At 56.0% G+C, this 16,640-nt stretch carries 13 protein-coding genes; 7 read left to right on the forward strand and 6 right to left on the reverse strand.

Going from position 1 to position 16,640, the window contains the following annotated elements; all coding sequences use genetic code 11:
• Positions 1 to 175: 175 nt before the first annotated feature.
• A complete protein-coding gene (locus AAFN83_RS00255; protein WP_347767338.1) occupies positions 176 to 1,087 on the forward strand; it encodes a 5'-3' exonuclease in 912 nt (303 codons plus the stop codon).
• A gap of 83 nt (positions 1,088 to 1,170) precedes the next feature.
• Here the strand turns inward: AAFN83_RS00255 and AAFN83_RS00260 are convergent, their stop codons facing one another.
• From AAFN83_RS00260 to AAFN83_RS00280, 5 genes are all read right to left on the reverse strand, one after another.
• On the reverse strand, positions 1,171 to 1,449 hold the full coding sequence (locus tag AAFN83_RS00260; protein WP_347766312.1) for an STAS domain-containing protein: 279 nt from the start codon (positions 1,447 to 1,449) through the stop codon (positions 1,171 to 1,173).
• On the reverse strand, positions 1,449 to 3,461 hold the full coding sequence (locus tag AAFN83_RS00265) for a methyl-accepting chemotaxis protein (protein WP_347766313.1): 2,013 nt from the start codon (positions 3,459 to 3,461) through the stop codon (positions 1,449 to 1,451). Before AAFN83_RS00265 ends, AAFN83_RS00260 begins: the two co-directional genes overlap by 1 nt.
• Before the next feature lie 45 nt (positions 3,462 to 3,506).
• A complete protein-coding gene (locus AAFN83_RS00270; RefSeq protein WP_347766314.1) occupies positions 3,507 to 3,902 on the reverse strand; it encodes an ATP-binding protein in 396 nt (131 codons plus the stop codon).
• Positions 3,903 to 5,354 carry a SpoIIE family protein phosphatase gene (locus AAFN83_RS00275; RefSeq protein WP_347766315.1) on the reverse strand — a complete coding sequence of 484 codons (1,452 nt, stop codon included), beginning with the start codon at positions 5,352 to 5,354 and terminating at the stop codon, positions 3,903 to 3,905. It lies immediately after the preceding gene.
• Positions 5,355 to 5,590: 236 nt separating this feature from the next.
• The gene (locus tag AAFN83_RS00280; RefSeq protein WP_347766316.1) at positions 5,591 to 6,901 is read right to left on the reverse strand and encodes a hemolysin family protein; all 1,311 of its coding nucleotides are present in this window, start codon (positions 6,899 to 6,901) and stop codon (positions 5,591 to 5,593) included.
• 247 nt (positions 6,902 to 7,148) lie between these two features.
• On the opposite strand from AAFN83_RS00280, the gene ilvD reads away from it, so the two are divergent.
• Both ilvD and AAFN83_RS00290 read left to right on the forward strand, forming a co-directional pair.
• Positions 7,149 to 8,834 (forward strand): dihydroxy-acid dehydratase, encoded by a 1,686-nt coding sequence (gene ilvD / locus AAFN83_RS00285; RefSeq protein ID WP_347766317.1) that lies wholly within the window; start codon positions 7,149 to 7,151, stop codon positions 8,832 to 8,834.
• A 165-nt stretch (positions 8,835 to 8,999) separates the two neighbouring features.
• On the forward strand, positions 9,000 to 10,034 hold the full coding sequence (locus AAFN83_RS00290; protein WP_347766318.1) for an HRDC domain-containing protein: 1,035 nt from the start codon (positions 9,000 to 9,002) through the stop codon (positions 10,032 to 10,034).
• A 126-nt stretch (positions 10,035 to 10,160) separates the two neighbouring features.
• Here the strand turns inward: AAFN83_RS00290 and corA are convergent, their stop codons facing one another.
• Positions 10,161 to 11,096: a magnesium/cobalt transporter CorA gene (gene corA, locus AAFN83_RS00295; RefSeq protein WP_347766319.1), complete on the reverse strand. Its 936-nt coding sequence runs from the start codon at positions 11,094 to 11,096 to the stop codon at positions 10,161 to 10,163.
• 447 nt (positions 11,097 to 11,543) lie between these two features.
• Between corA and AAFN83_RS00300 the strand changes: the two genes are divergently transcribed.
• The 4 genes from AAFN83_RS00300 to AAFN83_RS00315 all read left to right on the forward strand — a co-directional run bounded on the left by AAFN83_RS00300 (position 11,544) and on the right by AAFN83_RS00315 (position 16,623).
• The gene (locus AAFN83_RS00300; protein WP_347766320.1) at positions 11,544 to 12,452 is read left to right on the forward strand and encodes a MerR family transcriptional regulator; all 909 of its coding nucleotides are present in this window, start codon (positions 11,544 to 11,546) and stop codon (positions 12,450 to 12,452) included.
• Between the two features lie 234 nt (positions 12,453 to 12,686).
• Complete coding sequence (locus tag AAFN83_RS00305; RefSeq protein WP_347766321.1) at positions 12,687 to 14,231, forward strand: phytoene desaturase family protein; 1,545 nt, start codon at positions 12,687 to 12,689, stop codon at positions 14,229 to 14,231.
• Positions 14,228 to 15,739 (forward strand): phytoene desaturase family protein, encoded by a 1,512-nt coding sequence (locus AAFN83_RS00310; protein WP_347766322.1) that lies wholly within the window; start codon positions 14,228 to 14,230, stop codon positions 15,737 to 15,739. The genes AAFN83_RS00305 and AAFN83_RS00310 overlap by 4 nt, the downstream gene beginning before the upstream one ends.
• Positions 15,736 to 16,623 carry a phytoene/squalene synthase family protein gene (locus tag AAFN83_RS00315; RefSeq protein WP_347766323.1) on the forward strand — a complete coding sequence of 296 codons (888 nt, stop codon included), beginning with the start codon at positions 15,736 to 15,738 and terminating at the stop codon, positions 16,621 to 16,623. Before AAFN83_RS00310 ends, AAFN83_RS00315 begins: the two co-directional genes overlap by 4 nt.
• Positions 16,624 to 16,640 lie beyond the last annotated feature (17 nt).

Consider the following 16,640-nt stretch of genomic DNA (forward strand, 5'->3'; position numbering starts at 1 on the left):
TTGATGGGAGAACCCGTGCTGATCATCGCGCGGGTTCTTTCCCGTCCATCAACTGCCAGTCCACCTCGATTGGCTCGTCCCGTGTTCTCATGGTAGAATGGGAGAACCTTCATGAATGAAGAAATCAGGATGTTAATCAGGAGGAAGCCTTGTGTCAGGACTAGAAAGTCTTCAAATGGAAAACGAACGCCCCCGCGTCATGCTGGTGGATGGCATGGCGCTCTTGTTTCGGGCTTATTACGCCACCTCCTATTCCGGGTACATCCGCCGTACGAGTACCGGTGTGCCGACGAATGCCGTGTATGGGTTTATTCAATATCTTTTTGATGCGCTGACAGCCTTTCGTCCGACCCACGCTGTATGCTGTTGGGATATGGGAAGCAAGACGTTTCGAACCGAACAGTTTGCGGATTACAAAGGAAATCGTCCCGAGCCGCCTCAGGACCTCATCCCCCAATTCGGCCTTGTTCGCGAGGTTGTCGATGCGATGGGACTGATCAGCGTAGGGCTTGTCGGCTATGAGGCGGACGATTGCATCGGCACGTTGTCTCGCCGCTTGGGGGCGGACGCCGATACGTGGATTCTTACCGGTGACCATGACATGCTCCAGCTTGTCTCCGAACAGGTAAAGGTGGTCATCATGAACAAGGGCAAGGGGAATTACACGGTCTACGATCCTGCCACCCTGGCTTCCCTCAAGCAGCTGACGCCAGCCCAGGTGATCGACCTGAAGGGCTTCATGGGAGATACGAGCGACAATTATCCCGGAGTAAAGGGAATCGGCGAGAAGACCGCGCTGAAGTTGCTGCTAGAGTATGAAACCATCGATGGCGTATTGGCGAACCTCGACAAGCTTCCGAAAGGAGTCCGCTCCAAGATTGAGGCGAGTCTGGAGATGCTTCACTTGTCCCGCGAGCTCGCTCGCATCCGCCTGGATGTCCCGCTCGAATGCGAGCTGGATGCTTGCTGCCTGACCAATCTCTCGCAAGAAGCCTCTCTTCGAAAATTCGAAGAGCTTGAGTTCGGTGGATTGTCCAAGCTCATCGACGCCCATTTTGACCGCCAGCACGATTTGTTTGCGGTCTGAAGCAGGAGCAATTGTAGAAGCCAGATGAAAAACTCCGATCCGCAGAACAGCGGGATCGGAGTTTTTTCGCTTTAAACCTAGGCTTATTGAATTTCAAATACGTTGATCAACCGGGTAAGCTCAAAGATCTTTCGCACGTTTGGATCAAGGGAACGAAGCCGAATGGTCCCTTGGTTCTCCACACATTTCTTGTAGGAGCTGACGATCACACCCAGCCCGGTGCTGTCGATGAACTTGCATTTGCTGAAATCGAGGGTGAAGCGAACGATTCCTTTCTCGATATAGCCGCGAACCTGCTCCCGGAACCGTGCGGCTTCTTCCACAGAGAAGAGCTCGGGGAGCTGGATTGTCATTTCTTCCATCAGTGATCACCCTTTACATGAAATTTCTCTACCATCAGCTCCAGCTCATTGGCCATGGCGCTCACTTCCTCCGCGGAGGAAGCGAAGTTGTTGACGGTCGCAGCTTGCTCCTCGGTCGCGCTTGCCACATTTTCGCTGTTCGCTGCGGCTTCCTCGGACACCGTTCCCATATAGTCGATCAATTTGACGATCTCCTCGGAGGTGGCCACCTCGTCTTTGGTGATATCGAGAATTTCGCCGATGCTGGCCGCAATGAGATCGACGGAATCGATGATGTCGATGAAGGCGTGGTCCGTCTGGTCCACAACGGCTACGCCTTCCTTGACCGCTGCCGTTGCGCCTCCCATGGCTTCCACAGCTGCCTGAATCCGCACGATCATGTCATGAACGAGCCCGGCGATTTCATTGGCATTCTGGTTCGTTTCCTCTGACAGCTTGCGAACCTCGCCCGCGACCACGCTGAATCCTCGGCCATGCTCGCCTGCCCGCGCCGCTTCAATCGCTGCGTTCAGGGCAAGCAGGTTCGTCTGCTGGGCTACAGAATTGATCGTCTCGATGATCAAGGCGACCTTGTCCGATTGCTCGCTCACGATATGAAGAAGCTGCTCGGTCTCGGCAGTGCTCCGTTCAATGCGGTCCATCGCCTGTACCGTATTGTTGACCTTGGTGCGCCCTTCTTGGGCGACGTGGCTTGTGGCGTTGGCGCTCGCTGAGGCGGATTCTGCTTTATTCTCGGCCAGTTGAACGAGGCTGGACAATTGAACCAGCACTTGCGAGGCGCTGACGACCGACTGGTTGTTCTTCTCAGCGCCAAGCGCGATTTCCTGGGAGCTCGAGCTGATCTCCTGAATCGAGGCGCTGATCTCCTCGGAAGAGGCGGCCATCTCTTCCGACATGGAGGTCAAGGAGTAGGAGCCCTCCCGTACTTTCGAGATCAGCTCCTCCTGCTTATCGATCATAACATTGAAGGAGCGTCCGAGCGATTCCAGCTCATCCTTGGTACGGATGGCGACATGAACGGTCAGATCGCCGTCTCCGGCGCGCGTCATGGCATCTTCAAGCCGCTTAAGGGGACGGATGATCCCGTAGTGGGAGAGAACGTACGACAAGGCGATGGCAATGACAAAGCAGATGATCGAGATGAGAAGCGTGTCGTTGCGGATGGCGAAAGCCGGCTCCATGTATTCGTTGTAATTGGCTGTCGTGGAGATCGTCCAATTGGCAGCCGGCTGCGAGGAGACATATTTGTAGATTCCTTCATAGGAATAAAAGCCGTCTACCGACTCTCCCTTTTTCATGGTCGCGACCAGGGCGTTCAGGTCCTTGCTCTTGGACTCGCTTACATTCTCGCTGAGCACCTTTTCCTGAACGGGGTGGTAGATAATCAGACCGTCCCGGTTGAGCATGTAGGCATACCCGCTTTTTCCTACCTTAATTTCGGCTGCGGGGGCGGTGAGCTTGTCGAAACGAACCGTGGCGACCAAGGCGCCAACAACCGTTTCATCCACACGAAGCGGCTCTGCTATGTAGACGACGGGTTTGCTCGATTCCTTGGACATCATGACATCACTGATCGTTTTCTTCCCTTGGATGACTTCCTTGAAATAGGCTTGATCCCCTACCTGGAACGTGGGCGACTTGGTGGTGTTCGAGATCATCGCTTTGCCGTCCTTATCGACAAGGACGAGGGATTCGATGAACTCGGCGCTTTCCTTCTGGATGTTGGTCAGGAACGTAAACACACGCAAATCCGTGGCATAATCCGATTGATGGGCGGCGGTTGCAGCCAGATTGGTATTGGAGCCGGCGATCAGCAGGCTGGTCTGGATATTGTCCACGGTCAGCTCCACTTGCTTCGCGGCCGAAAGGGTTTTGCTTCTTACTTGTTCTTCGATGGAATCCTGAAGGGCGTTCGAAGACAATCGATAGGAGAGAGTGCCGGAGCTGATTAGGGTAATGCTGATGACAAGGATGAGAAAAATGCCGATTTTGGCTCGTAGACTAAATTTCATAGTAAAGCGTCCCTCCTAGAATGGATCCCGGCTATTCCGGTTCAATCATGAGGCCGTTTGGCCAATCGTCTTGCGGATTTGAAGCTTGTTGCAGGTGAAGGTGACGCAGTCCGCGAAGCATCGAATCAAGTAAAGGCCTCGGCCGTTTTCCTCCAGCAGAGCCTCCGGCTCCACTTCGTCTGGAATCAAAACAGGGGTCAAGCCGTCTCCGCTGTCCTCGATTTCGAGCTGGACCAGGCTGCTTTGGCGGCTGTAGCGAACCCAGATGGGCAAGCGGTCATCTCCGCGATTCCCATGGAAAAAGGCGTTGCTGATGGCTTCGGACAGAATGAGGCGAACCTCGAAAGCGAACTCCTGCAAGTGAAGGTCCTCGATAATCTGATCGATGATCCCGAGGTGATGCCGGAGTCCGCAAAAACGAACCTCTGCTTGTACGTCCATTCATTCCCTCCGTTCGGGTCCAATGATTTGAAATCCCAGCCAGGTACAATCGTCCTGAAGGACTTGATGGGCCATCTTCTTCTCCAGCTGGGCTGCCGTTCCGCACAGCTCCTCATTGTGGAAGAGCAGCTCCATGCCGTCGCTGAAAAAGAAGAAGCGGTCGCCCGGTGCAAAAGAAATGAGGCGCTCCTCGTAGCAGCTCTCCGCGAACATCCCGAGAGGCGCCCCCTTGATGGTGACGCGTTCTTCTTTGGCGCTTGCCGGACTGTACAAAAACTCGTTGATGCCGGCCCCGGAAGCCCGTAGGCAGCCGGTCCGAAAATCAAAATGGAAGCAGCAAGCCGACAGGTACTCCTCGTCCAGGTGCTCCATGGCCATTCGATTCAGCTCGGTCAACAACCGGGCGGGCTCCTGCGTCAGGAGCAGACCATTTGAGATCAGCACCCGAATGGCGGAGATGTTCAGCGCTGCGGCGATGCCCTTGCCGGTTACATCCCCGAGAACGCCGATCACCTCGTCCTCATTCAGCTTGTGAAAGAGGAAAAAGTCCCCGCTCAGCGTCTTTGACGGGACATACAGCTTCTCGAAGGAAGCTTTATCGGCAAGGGGAAAAGGCGCCGAATACCGGTGTTCCTGAAGACGGACCGCCCGCTCCAGCTCGCGTCGGCTTTCCGTAATATCGCGCAGCACCAACTGAAGAGCCGAACGGTCCTGGTAGCGGATACGCGCTCCCGCCAGCTCCACGTCGAAGAGGCGGCCGTCGTGTCGACGCATGCGCTTCTCCATGCGGAATTGCCGGCTGTCCTTCACGCGGACACGAGAGGCATCTGCTTTCCGGTCGTCTGTCGCCTCCTCGAAGAAAGCCCGGATTTCTTGTCCGACCAGTTCCTCTTTGGACCTGCCGAACAAGAACTCCGACTGCTTATTCGCAAATAACAGTACCCCCTTTCGGATGACAATGATGGCCTCCGGGCACAGCTCCACCAAATCCCGGTAGCGCTCCTCACTTTCTTTAAGCCTTCTTTCCGCATGAGCCCGTTCAGAGATGTCATGAACGACCGAATAGATGCAGGTTTTCCCCAGCATGGAGATAATGCCGGTGTGAATCTCGACATCGACCTCGGTTCCACTCGCCAGTTGGTGCCGATCCGTGAACACTCGATTGAGGCTTGCTTCGGCTTCAGGAGCGGCATTCCGCAGGAAGGAGCCGATCGCATCCGAAACGTTCCCCATCAGATCCGCAATCGAGAGCTTGCGCAGGTCGGACAGGGAATACCCGTAGAACGAGCAAGCGGATCGGTTGGCATCCACGATGCGTCCGTTCTCAGGATCGACAAGCAGCGTGTTCAAATGGTTGTTTTCATAGATACAGCCATAATGCTCCTGGCATTCGGCGGGCTGGGGGTTCGGCCTTCCATTTTTGCAGGTGATAGGCTTCACATTCATCGTCATTCGGTCTCTCCAATCGGGCCTTGCAGATATGAATCACACAAGTATAGCCGTTTAACAGGCGCAATTCCGTGAAATTCGACACGTTTTTAACTTTTTTCTCAAGAATACTCCGGTTTTTTCGCATTTTTGAGTGAAATCTGACAGAACAAGTAAGAAAATGGCTGGATCGTGGGAGGTCCTCCTTTTGCATACAAAAAAAGAAGCGTTCCATGGAACGCTTCTTCCTTAAGCAGAGGTTAGGCTTCCGGTTCGATCACCAGAGATACTTTTACAATTTGCCGATTGTCCATCTCAATGGCCGACCAGATTTGATTGCGGTTGCGCACGGATCGGACGGTCTTGTCCAGCCCGGATAGTTGCAGCTGCAGCCATCCGCCGATGGTATCCACATGATCGGCATCCCTCTCGAAGGAAGTTCCGAATCGGTCCTCCAGGCTGGCGAGCAGAACCCGACCGCTGATGAGGTATTCGTTCTCCTTCGTTTGGACGATCTCGGCGGTTTCATCCTGGTCGAATTCGTCGCGAATTTCCCCGACGATTTCTTCCAGAATATCCTCCATGGTGATGATCCCGGCGGTTCCTCCGTATTCGTCGATGACGGCGGCCATGTGAACGCTTCTCTTTTGCATTTGATGAAGAACATTCTGCAAAGGAGTTGTTTCGAAGACAACCTCCATCGGGTGAGCATGGTCTCGAAGGGAGTACCCGCGGCCCATCAAGACGTTGGTCATGTACTCCTTCGCATTCATGTAGCCGATGAGCGAGTCCTTGTCCCCATTCTCGGTGATGGGATAGCGGGTATAGCGAAGGCTGTCGATCGCCTGGAGGATTTCCTCCCGGCTCATCGTTTCACTTAAGGTTGTGATCTGCCGGCGCGGTACCATTACATCGCGGGCTACCCGTTCGTCAAAGGCAAAGATATTCTGCATATACGAAAGCTCAGTTTGATTGATCTCGCCGCTCTGAAAGCTTTGCGTCATGATGATCTTCAGTTCTTCCTCGGAGTGGGCTTGTTCATGGCCTGCGGGTTTTACCCCGAACATGCGAAGGAACAGTTGGGCCGATCCGTTCAGCAGCCAGATGAAGGGAGAGGTCACCTTCCCGAACCAGACGAGAGGCGGTGCGAGCAAGAGCGTCATCCGCTCGGCAAATTGAATCGCCATCGTTTTGGGGGCCATTTCCCCCAGGACCACATGGAGAAAGGTCATGAGCGACAAAGCCAAAATGTAGGAGATTGGAGTAGCGAATGACTCCGGAATGCCGATCTGATTAAAGACAGGATGCAGCATCTTCTCAATCGTGGGTTCCCCCAGCGCGCCGAGTCCGAGCGCGGTCACCGTAATCCCCAACTGACATGCTGACAGGTAGTAATCCAGTCTTTCCACTACCCTTTTTGCCGCAACAGCGCTTTTGTTTCCTTCCGTAATCAATTGATCGATTCGGGAAATCCTGACCTTAATGACGGCAAATTCTGCGCCTACAAAAAAGGCCGTTAGCAAAACCAACAGAGCAACCAATACCAAATTCATGACTAGGCCAATGTCCAACCGTTTCCCCTCGAAAGGGGATTCACCTCCAGCGTAATGTAAAATAAAAAAAGCTTTAAGACACCAATACGGCTCACCTCCCGCTTTCGTTTCATTTTTTGTATGGGGTGCAGAGAGCATGCGATAGAAGGCTTTTATGCTGCAGATTGAAAATTGCTTTTGACATGAGCCTTCTCTCTGCATGCTAACGGCAGGGAAACATGGTAGAATTGAAAAAATGATCACCACCAGGAGGCGGAAAACGACAATGGCAGCATCCAAAAAACGCAGCGACATGATCACCAAAGGATTTGACCGCGCCCCCCACCGCAGCCTCTTGCGAGCAGCAGGCGTCAAAGAAGAGGACTTCGGCAAGCCGTTCATTGCGGTCTGCAATTCTTATATCGATATTGTACCCGGACACGTGCATCTTCAAGAATTCGGCAAGCTGGTTAAGGAAGCCATCCGCGAAGCCGGAGGCGTTCCGTTCGAATTCAATACAATCGGCGTCGATGACGGCATTGCCATGGGACATATCGGCATGCGCTACTCCTTGCCGAGCCGGGAAATCATCGCGGATTCGGTGGAAACGGTCGTCAACGCGCACTGGTTTGACGGGATGGTCTGCATCCCGAACTGCGACAAAATTACGCCGGGGATGATCATGGGCGCCATGCGCGTCAACATCCCGACGATTATGGTGAGCGGCGGACCGATGAAGGCCGGCCGCGACAGCAAAGGCCGCGCCTTGTCGCTCACGTCTGTCTTTGAGGGTGTTGGAGCTTTTCAAGCCGGCCACATCGACGAGAACAGCCTCTATGAGCTGGAGCAATACGGCTGTCCGACCTGCGGCTCCTGTTCGGGCATGTTCACGGCCAACTCGATGAACTGCCTGGCCGAGGTGATGGGACTTGCCCTGCCGGGCAACGGCACGATTTTGGCGGTGTCGGATGAACGCCGCGAATTTGTGAAGCGGTCCGCTCGTCAGCTGATGGAGCTGATCAAGCTCGATCTCAAACCGCGCGATATCGTGACGCAGGAGACCATCGACAATGCCTTCGCGCTTGATATGGCCATGGGCGGCTCGACCAACACGGTGCTGCATACGCTGGCAATCGCCGCCGAGGCAGGTGTCGAGTATTCGATCGAGCGGATTAACGAGATCGCCAATCGCGTGCCGCACCTCGCCAAGATTGCTCCGGCTTCGGATTACCACATCGAGGATGTGCACCGTGCCGGGGGCGTGAGCGCCGTCATTCATGAGCTGCTGAAGAAGCCGGGAGCGTTGAACGGGGAACGCATCACCGTCACCGGCAAGACGCTGGCCGAGAACGTGGAAGGCTGCGAAATTCTGGATGAGGATGTCATCCACCCGCTCACGAACCCGCACAGCGAGCGGGGAGGCCTTGCCGTCCTGTTCGGCAACCTGGCGCCGGAGGGCAGCATCATCAAGGTCGGCGCCGTAGATCCCTCCGTTGGCGGCAAGCATGTCGGCCCGGCCATCTGCTTTGATTCGCAGGACGAGGCACTCGCCGGCATTGCCGGAGGCAAGGTCAAGGAAGGCCATGTCGTCGTCATCCGTTACGAAGGGCCGAAGGGCGGGCCGGGGATGCCCGAGATGCTGGCGCCCACATCGCAGATTGTCGGCATGGGGCTTGGCGCGAAGGTCGGGCTGATCACGGACGGCCGCTTCTCCGGCGCTTCCCGCGGGATCAGCATCGGGCATATCTCGCCGGAAGCCGCAGAGGGCGGGCCGATCGCCTTCGTGCACGATGGCGACATCATCGAGCTCGACTTGATCGAACGCCGCATCGAGCTGAAGGTGAGCGACGAGGAGTTCGCCCGCCGGAAGGCGGAATGGAAGGGCTTTGAGCCGAAGATCAAGTCGGGGTACTTGGCCCGTTACTCGAAGCTTGTTACGAACGCAAGCATGGGCGGAATCCTGAAGATTTGACAAGCCGAATAGCGCTTGTAAGCGTGTGGTCTTAATGGTAAGATGAGGATAAATCGCGTACGGAGGAAGCACCTCTCGCTGCATCAAGCAGCGGAGGTGCTTTTTTGCGTTCCGATTCGAGCGTGGGGATCTCACGCTTATTCCATGAATCTGGGAGGTGTCTGCATGAGTTTGGTTTTCTTAAACAGCTTTGAACGCAAGCAGGAAGGCAAGGACGAATGGGCGAGGGTCAGCATTGCGGATGAGGAGGGGAATTGGCGGATTTCCTGGATGAGCCAGGAGCAGGGGCAAGGGCAGGAGCCGGAGGAGAGGAAGGAAGAGCTCTGGTTCGAGGGAGACAATTGGGCGTGCATGATGGAGGCGTTCCGCATGGGCGTCAAAAGCAAGCTGGCGGAGGGGTATGCACCGCTGATCGACACCAAGGTGGAGGAACGGTCCTTCATGGTCAGCCGCCGGGTTCAACTCTTCTACTGCTACAGCGAGAGTCACTACCACGCCGATGCCTTCGAGCAGCTTCGCTTATGGCGCAAGGAACAGGCTCGGCAGGAGAGCAAGTCTGCCTACATTCTTGCCTCGAACCGCATCCTTCAGATGATCGCGACCTTCCTTCCGCATACGGAGGAGGAGCTTGCGCAAATCCCGGGGATCGGACAAAGCCGTCTCGCGGCCTATGGTGAGGCCATTCTTGCTATTACGAGGGAATATCCGCGCGAGACTCCGTTTCCGCTCGATTGGGTCGCGGCCGCCATTCCTGCGGAGGACTTCGCTGCCTGGCAGTCGCAGACGGAGAAGGAGCGGTCGCGGCAGCAAGCGGACAAGCTGGAGACACGCAAGCTGCTGCTGGAGAAGATCACCCAGGGCTGCGGCTTGGGGCAGTTGGCCAAGGAGCTGAAGATGGGGCGCAAGGATCTGCTTGCCACTCTGGAACTGATGGAACGGGACGGGTACGACATCTCGCCGCTGGTGGACGCGGAACTCGACCGGATCACCCCGGAAGAGAGGGAACACGCCGACAAGCTCTTCTGTGAACTGGGGGATCGCTACTTGCGACCGGTCGTGACGCGGCTTCTCCCGGACGGCAAGCCAGGAGACCGGGAAGTTGACCGGGCTTACGAATGGCTGCGCTTGTACCGCCTGCATTATCGCCGCAAGGCCGTCGAGGGGAGGGAATTGCTGTCACCCGTCACCGCTCAGGCATAAGGGAGCGATAGAAAATGGAAAGCCCGTCTCTGCCTTCGTCCGGTGTCATTCCGGATCGTGAGGCAAGACGGGCTTTCGTATGGGATCTTGATCGGGTTTCAAGGCTTGGGTAGGGTTAGTCATCCCTCACAACCAATCTTTCTTGCGGAAAAAGTAGAGCATGAGGGCGCCGAGCAGGAGCATACCTCCGAGAACGAAGTATTCACCGCCGGGAACATTGATCAGGGGAAGAAATTGGAAGTTCATTCCGTAGATCCCGGTAATAAACGTGAGCGGCATGAAGATCGTGGTCAGGGCCGTGAACACGCGCATGATTTCGTTTGCGCGGTTGGCTACGCTTGACTGGTAGGCTTCTCGCAAGTTTCCCATCAAATCGCGGAACGTATCAAACGTATCGGCGATCTTGACGGCATTCTCATAGATGTCGCCGAAGTACTTTTGCAGCTGGTTGTCGATCAGCTTGAGTTCTTTCTTGTTGAGGGCGGCGATAAGTTCCTTTTGCGGACCCAGCACCCGTTTCAGCCACAGAATCTCACTTCGAAGCCCGATGATCTCATTCAAGTGAGTCTTCTTCGTGTTCATGAGAATCTGCTCTTCCAAGCTCTCGATCCGGTCTTCGATCCGGTCTCCAACCAGGAAGTAGTTGTCAACCACAAGGTCGATGAGGTGATACAGGAAGCGGTCGGGGGAGTTGACCTCCTCCTCCCACAGAATCGGCTTCAGCTTGCGAAGCTCGTTGATCTTCTGTTTCGTAACGGTGATGATATAGTGACGTCCGAGAAAGACGTTCAAGGCACGGAGGAAAATTTCCTCGTCGTCAAACCGGATGCTGTTGATGACGACAAAATAATGGCCGTCATAGATTTCCAGCTTAGGCCGCTGCTCTTCTTCCGTCATGCAGTCCTCGACGGCCAGATCGTGCAGGTGAAACAAAGGCTGAAGAATCTCCAGGTCCTCTACCTCGGCATCGATCCAGTAAAAACCGCTTTCTGGAGCGGTCACGCAATCCGCTGCATTCTCCATCAGCGTAAATACACCATTTTGCACCAGGCGTGCTTTCATGGCTGTTCACTCTCCTTCTCTCCTGCAATGGACACACGAGAAGAAACAGCCGACGCACAGGCTCGTTTGCAGGGATCAAGAGCGACATGTGCGGACACCGGCTGTTTGTAAGTTAGGATGGTCAATCGTCACGGTTCTACTCCTAGGTCGGTCTCCGTCCATTCGCCTGCACCCCATTTCTGGTCGTAAGATAGGTTTTGACTCGGGAGAACGTACGAATAGCCCCGTGAACCGAGGGGCGTACGCTCTAACTTGTTCAGTATACCTTGGCCATTGGCGGACTTCAAGATAGCAGACGGCCCGGATTTGATTTTTTTCAGGCGGGAAAAGGGGCCAAGGCGCCATATTGCCGGTTAAGATGCTCGTTATGTATAATGGGTGTACAATGTGCTGTATAATGTTAAGGATTGACGGATACGTCCGATCGGAAAGGAAGTGGGCTTGATCGTGTATTCCATCAAACAGGTTGTGGAGATGCTGGAGATTCCCTCCGTAACCTTGCGCGCGTGGGAGAACCGATACCAGGCTGTTGTTCCGGAGCGGACCGAATCCGGTTATCGGCTGTACAGCCGGGAGGATGTCGAGGATCTGCGCTGGTTGAAGGACCAGACGGAGCAGCAAGGCATCAGCATCTCACATGCCGTCCGTCTGCTTAAGGACCGCAAGGCGCAGGAGACGCGCAGCCGAGTCTCGCTGGAGGGTGACGGACCGCAGGATGTGTTCGGCAAGCTGACCAGCCAGATCTATGAAGCCTTGTTCGACTTTCAGGGGGAACGGGCGAATGCCCTGATGGATTTCGGATTCTCGCTCTATCCGTTTGAAGAGATGGTACATCACGTGCTCGTGCCTATTCTGGTGCAGGTGGGCGACGAGTGGGAAGCGGGAAGGGCCACGGTTGCGCAGGAGCACTATATGACCCACATGATTTCAAACCGCTTCTATCAGTTTTTCCATGCCTTCCCCGTCTATGCTCATCTTCCGAAGGTTCTCGCCTTCTGTCCGGCGGGTGAGCATCATCAAGTGGGGCTGCTGCTCTTCGCCCTCTTCCTTCGCAAGCGCGGAGCGGAGGTGCACTACCTGGGGCCGAATGTCCCGGAGGAAGGTGTCATCTCCATGCTGGACAAGCATAGCGGCATCGGCTGCGTATGCCTTTCGGTGACGGATTCTTCTCTGCGAGGCAAGAGCGAGGCGCTGATTCAGCGCATTCGCAGCCTGCACCCGCAGCTTACTTTTATCGTGGGCGGCAGAGCCTATGAAAAGCCGGGTGGCTCCTCCGTTGCCGATACCGTGCTCGGCGGCCAGACCGCGAAGTGGGAAGAATGGTACGATCAATTTCTTTCTCGAATGAGCTCTTGATAGCGATTGAAGAAGGAATACCTTGCCTTTGAGCAGGATGAGAAACAGACCCACCGTCGGCGGCTAACGCCGTTTCGGAGGGTCTGTTTTTATTTGGAAAGCGACATTCGATTGTCCTTGAGTCAAGAATATTTACTTTCAAGTATAATTTATAGTATGATAGCTGTATCATGTTTGTATCGTTTTTGTATAATGTTGGACATCTTGATTTGAGTGGCTTAGGAGGGTAAGGACATGACGGACAGAAAAGCGCCTAAGGTGGCGGTGATCGGAGCCGGACCCGGCGGTCTGGCCGCTGCCATGCTGCTGGCGGCCCAAGGCTATCGAGTTGATGTGTATGAGAAGCAGTCTGTACTAGGAGGACGCTCCAGCGAGCTTCGGCTGGGGGAGTACCGGTTTGATCGAGGTGCGACCTTTCTCATGATGCCTCATCTTCTGGAGGAGCTGTTTGCTCGTGCCGGACGCTCTCTGGATGATTATGTGACGATGAAGAAGCTTGACCCGCTCTATTCCTTGCATTTTGGAGATACGGTTTTCACCCCCTCTACAGACGAAGACCAGACGTACGCTCAGATCGAGCGGCTGTTTCCCGGCAATGGAGCCGGTTATCGGCGCTTTATGAAGGAAGAGCAGGAGAAGCTGGACCGGGTTACCCCGCTTTTGCAGCGTCCGTTCCAAACCTTTGGCGACTATCTGAAAAAAGACGTATTCCACGCACTTCCGAAGCTGAATGTGCTGGACACCGTCTACAACCGGCTGTCGAACTATTTTGAGGATGAACGCCTTCGTTTCGCTTTTACGTTCCAGGCCAAGTACCTCGGCATGTCTGCTTGGGAATGCCCGGGAACCTTCACAATCCTCTCCTTTATGGAGCACCGCTATGGTTTGTATCATCCCGTCGGGGGCGTGAATCAGATTTTCACGGCGATGGCTGCCATTACGAAGGAGTATGGCGGAGCCATTCATACCGGCTGCGGGGTGAAGAGGGTGCTGGTGAAGGATGGACGCGCGGAGGGCCTTCTTCTGGAGAATGGGGAGAAGGTGGAGGCGGATTATGTGGTGATCGGAGCGGATTTCGGCTCCGCCATGACCCACTTGTTCGAACCGGGGATATTGCGTAAATACACGCCGGAGAAGCTGGCGAAGAAACGCTATTCCCTATCGACCGCGATGCTCTATCTCGGGGTGGATGGCCCGGTTGACCTGGCCCACCACTCGGTTCACTTTGCGGAGGATTATCGACGTAATGTCGAAGAGATTTCGAAGCAAGGGAAGCTGTCCCTGGACCCCTCCCTGTATATTCATAATCCTTCCGTCCTGGATCCGACGCTAGCCCCGCAAGGCAAAACCTCCTTGTACGTGCTGATGCCCGTGCCGAATCTCCTCTCGGGCATCGATTGGACGGAGGAAGAGGGGCGGATTCAAGCCTTGATGATGGAGAAGCTGGAGCGCATTCCGGCTCTCGCGGGGCTCGCTGACCGTATCGAGGAGAAGCAGTATTTCTCTCCACTTGACTGGGCGAACAAGCTGGATGTCCACAACGGAGCGACGTTCAACCTGGCGCATAACCTCGGCCAGATGATGGCTCTCCGCCCTCACAATACCTTCGAGGACGTACGCGGTGTTTGGCTGGTCGGCGGAGGGACGCACCCTGGCAGCGGCTTGCCGACCATCTTCGAATCCGCCAAGATCAGCGCGCAGCTGCTGCAGGCGCATGATCGGGGAGAACGGCCGCAGTTCGTATCGGCGAGCATGGCGGGAAGCGGGGTATCCGTATGAGCAAGCATGCGGCCATTGTCGGCAGCGGAATCGGCGGGCTGACTTCGGCCCTGCTGCTCACGGAGCGAGGAGTGAAGGTCACGATCTACGAGCGGATGGACCGCATCGGGGGCCGGGCGATCTTCGAAGAAGAGGGGCCCTACCGGATTGACCAAGGGCCTACCATCGTGCTGCTGCCTGACATGCTGCTCGATATTCTGGAAGAAGGCGGCTTCCCTCGGGAGCAGCTTGAGCTCCTTCGCTGCGACCCGCTCTACCGCCTTCACTTTCGCAGCGGGCGAACGTTGACCAAGGTGAAGGACAACGAGGCGCAAGCGGCGGAGATTGAGCGCAGCTTCCCCGGTGAGGGGGCCGGGTTCTTGCGCTTCATGCGTGAGTTGGCCCCTCTCTTTCCTCAAGGGCAAAAGGCCATTTTGGGGCGCTCGTTTGAGGCCAAGAGGGACTTCTTCCATCCGGCAACCCTCCTGCTGCTGGCGAAGATGAAGGCGTACCGCAGCCTGCGGGGTGTGATCGGCGGTTACTTCCGCAGCGAGGAGCTGAAGGATGCCTATTCGCTCCAGAGCCTCTACATTGGCGGAGCCCCCTTCCGCACGCCCGGCATCTATTCACTGCTCCCCTATGCCGAGCATGCGTTTGGGGTGTGGATGCTGAAGGGAGGGTATGGACAGCTTCCGCTTCGGATGGCAGAGGAACTCAAGCGGCGCGGGGTAACGATCCACACGGGAACGGAAGTGGAGTCCCTGATCGTAGAGAAGGGGAGCTGCAAGGGAGTCGTCATCGGAGGGAAGGAGCATCGGACAGATGCTGTCCTCTACAATGGAGATTTCCCGAACCTGGAAGGGCTTCTGCCGCATCATGCGCTGGCTGAACGGGAGCGGCGGAGCGGAGGGAGCGAAAGCCGGGATACCCGAGCCTCATGGCGGCGTAAGCCGCGCTACCAGCCGTCCTCCGGCTGCCTGCTCATTTTTGCAGGGGCTCGGAAGCGCTGGCCGGACTCGTTGACGCATCAGTTTTTCTTGCCGGAGAGTCTTCATAAAAGCTTGCAGCACGTATTTGATCGCGGTGAAATCCCGTCGGACCCTTCGTACTACGTCTTCAACCCGGTTCAGCTTGATGAAAGCGCGGCTCCTCCCGGTGAGAGCGTCCTCTACTTCCTGATCCCCGTTCCGACCGAGGGCATTCGTTGGGAGGGGGAAGCGGAGAGGCTCGCGGAGCGCGTGTTGGCCGATGCGGAGAAGCGCGGCTTTGAAGGCCTTCGCGACAGCCTCGTCTGGAAGAAGCTGCGCACACCGGCCGATGCCCTGCGAGAGGGGCTGTATGGGGGCGGGAGCTTCGGCATTGCTCCTGTCCTGACACAATCGGGGGTCTTTCGCCCTCAGCCGAAGCCATATGCAATTGAGAATCTTTATGCCGCAGGCGCGTCCGTTCACCCAGGCGGGGGCATTCCCATCGTGATGCAGGGAGCCCGCCTGGCCGTCAACCAGATGCTAAAGGAGATGAAATCATGAACGAACCGAGATTGCCCATGCACGTCCTGTACAAGTGTGAGGAGATGATTCGCGTCGGTTCCTCGTCGTTTTATCGAGCCTTCGACGGTCTTCCCAGCCCGAACAAGCAGGCGGTGCACGTCATCTATGCGTTTTGCCGCCTGATCGATGACAGCGTGGACGAGCCGGAGAAGTCTCCATACAGCATCCATGAGCTGCGCTCCCTTTTCCTATCACTGGAGCAGGCGGAGGGACATTTCATATGGCCGGTGTTGCGTTGGCTCTTCGCCACCTTCCCGCATCTGAAGCCCGAGCCGTTTCTGGCGCAAATGGAGGGACAGCTTCGCGACCTCTCGTTTACCCATTACGAGACGATGGAGCAATTGGAGGAGTACTGCTACCTCGTTGCCGGAACGGTTGGGGAGATGCTCTTGCCGGTGCTGCGCGAGGATGATACAGAGGAAGCCCGCATAGCGGGAATTGCCCTTGGAAAGGGAATGCAGATCGTCAACATCATCCGGGATGTTGGAGAAGATAGGGAACGCGGACGGCGCTATCTTCCGCTGGAGCTGTTGGCGAGGCACGGGTATTCGGAACAGGAGCTGGAGGAGGGCATCGTGAACGATGCATTCGTCGCCATGCTGCAAGAGCTCAAGCAGACGGCCCTCCGTTGGTTCCGCGAAGGCTTGGCTAACGTGGATACGTACCCGCCGGCGAGCGGGATGGCGGTCGAGCTGGCTGCTGCATTCTATGCAGCGATTCTGGATGAAGTGGAAGCGGGAGGCTGCGATGTGTTCCGACGCCGGGCGATCGTCAGCGATGAGGCGAAGCTGCGTATGTTTCAGCGCACGGCCGTACGGTATGCGGATGTCATCCGCGGTATGAATCGGGCGGTAGGGTCCTGATGTCCTTTTCAAGAAAA

Source organism: Gorillibacterium sp. CAU 1737 (assembly GCF_039888655.1).
GTDB lineage: Bacteria > Bacillota > Bacilli > Paenibacillales > NBRC-103111 > Gorillibacterium.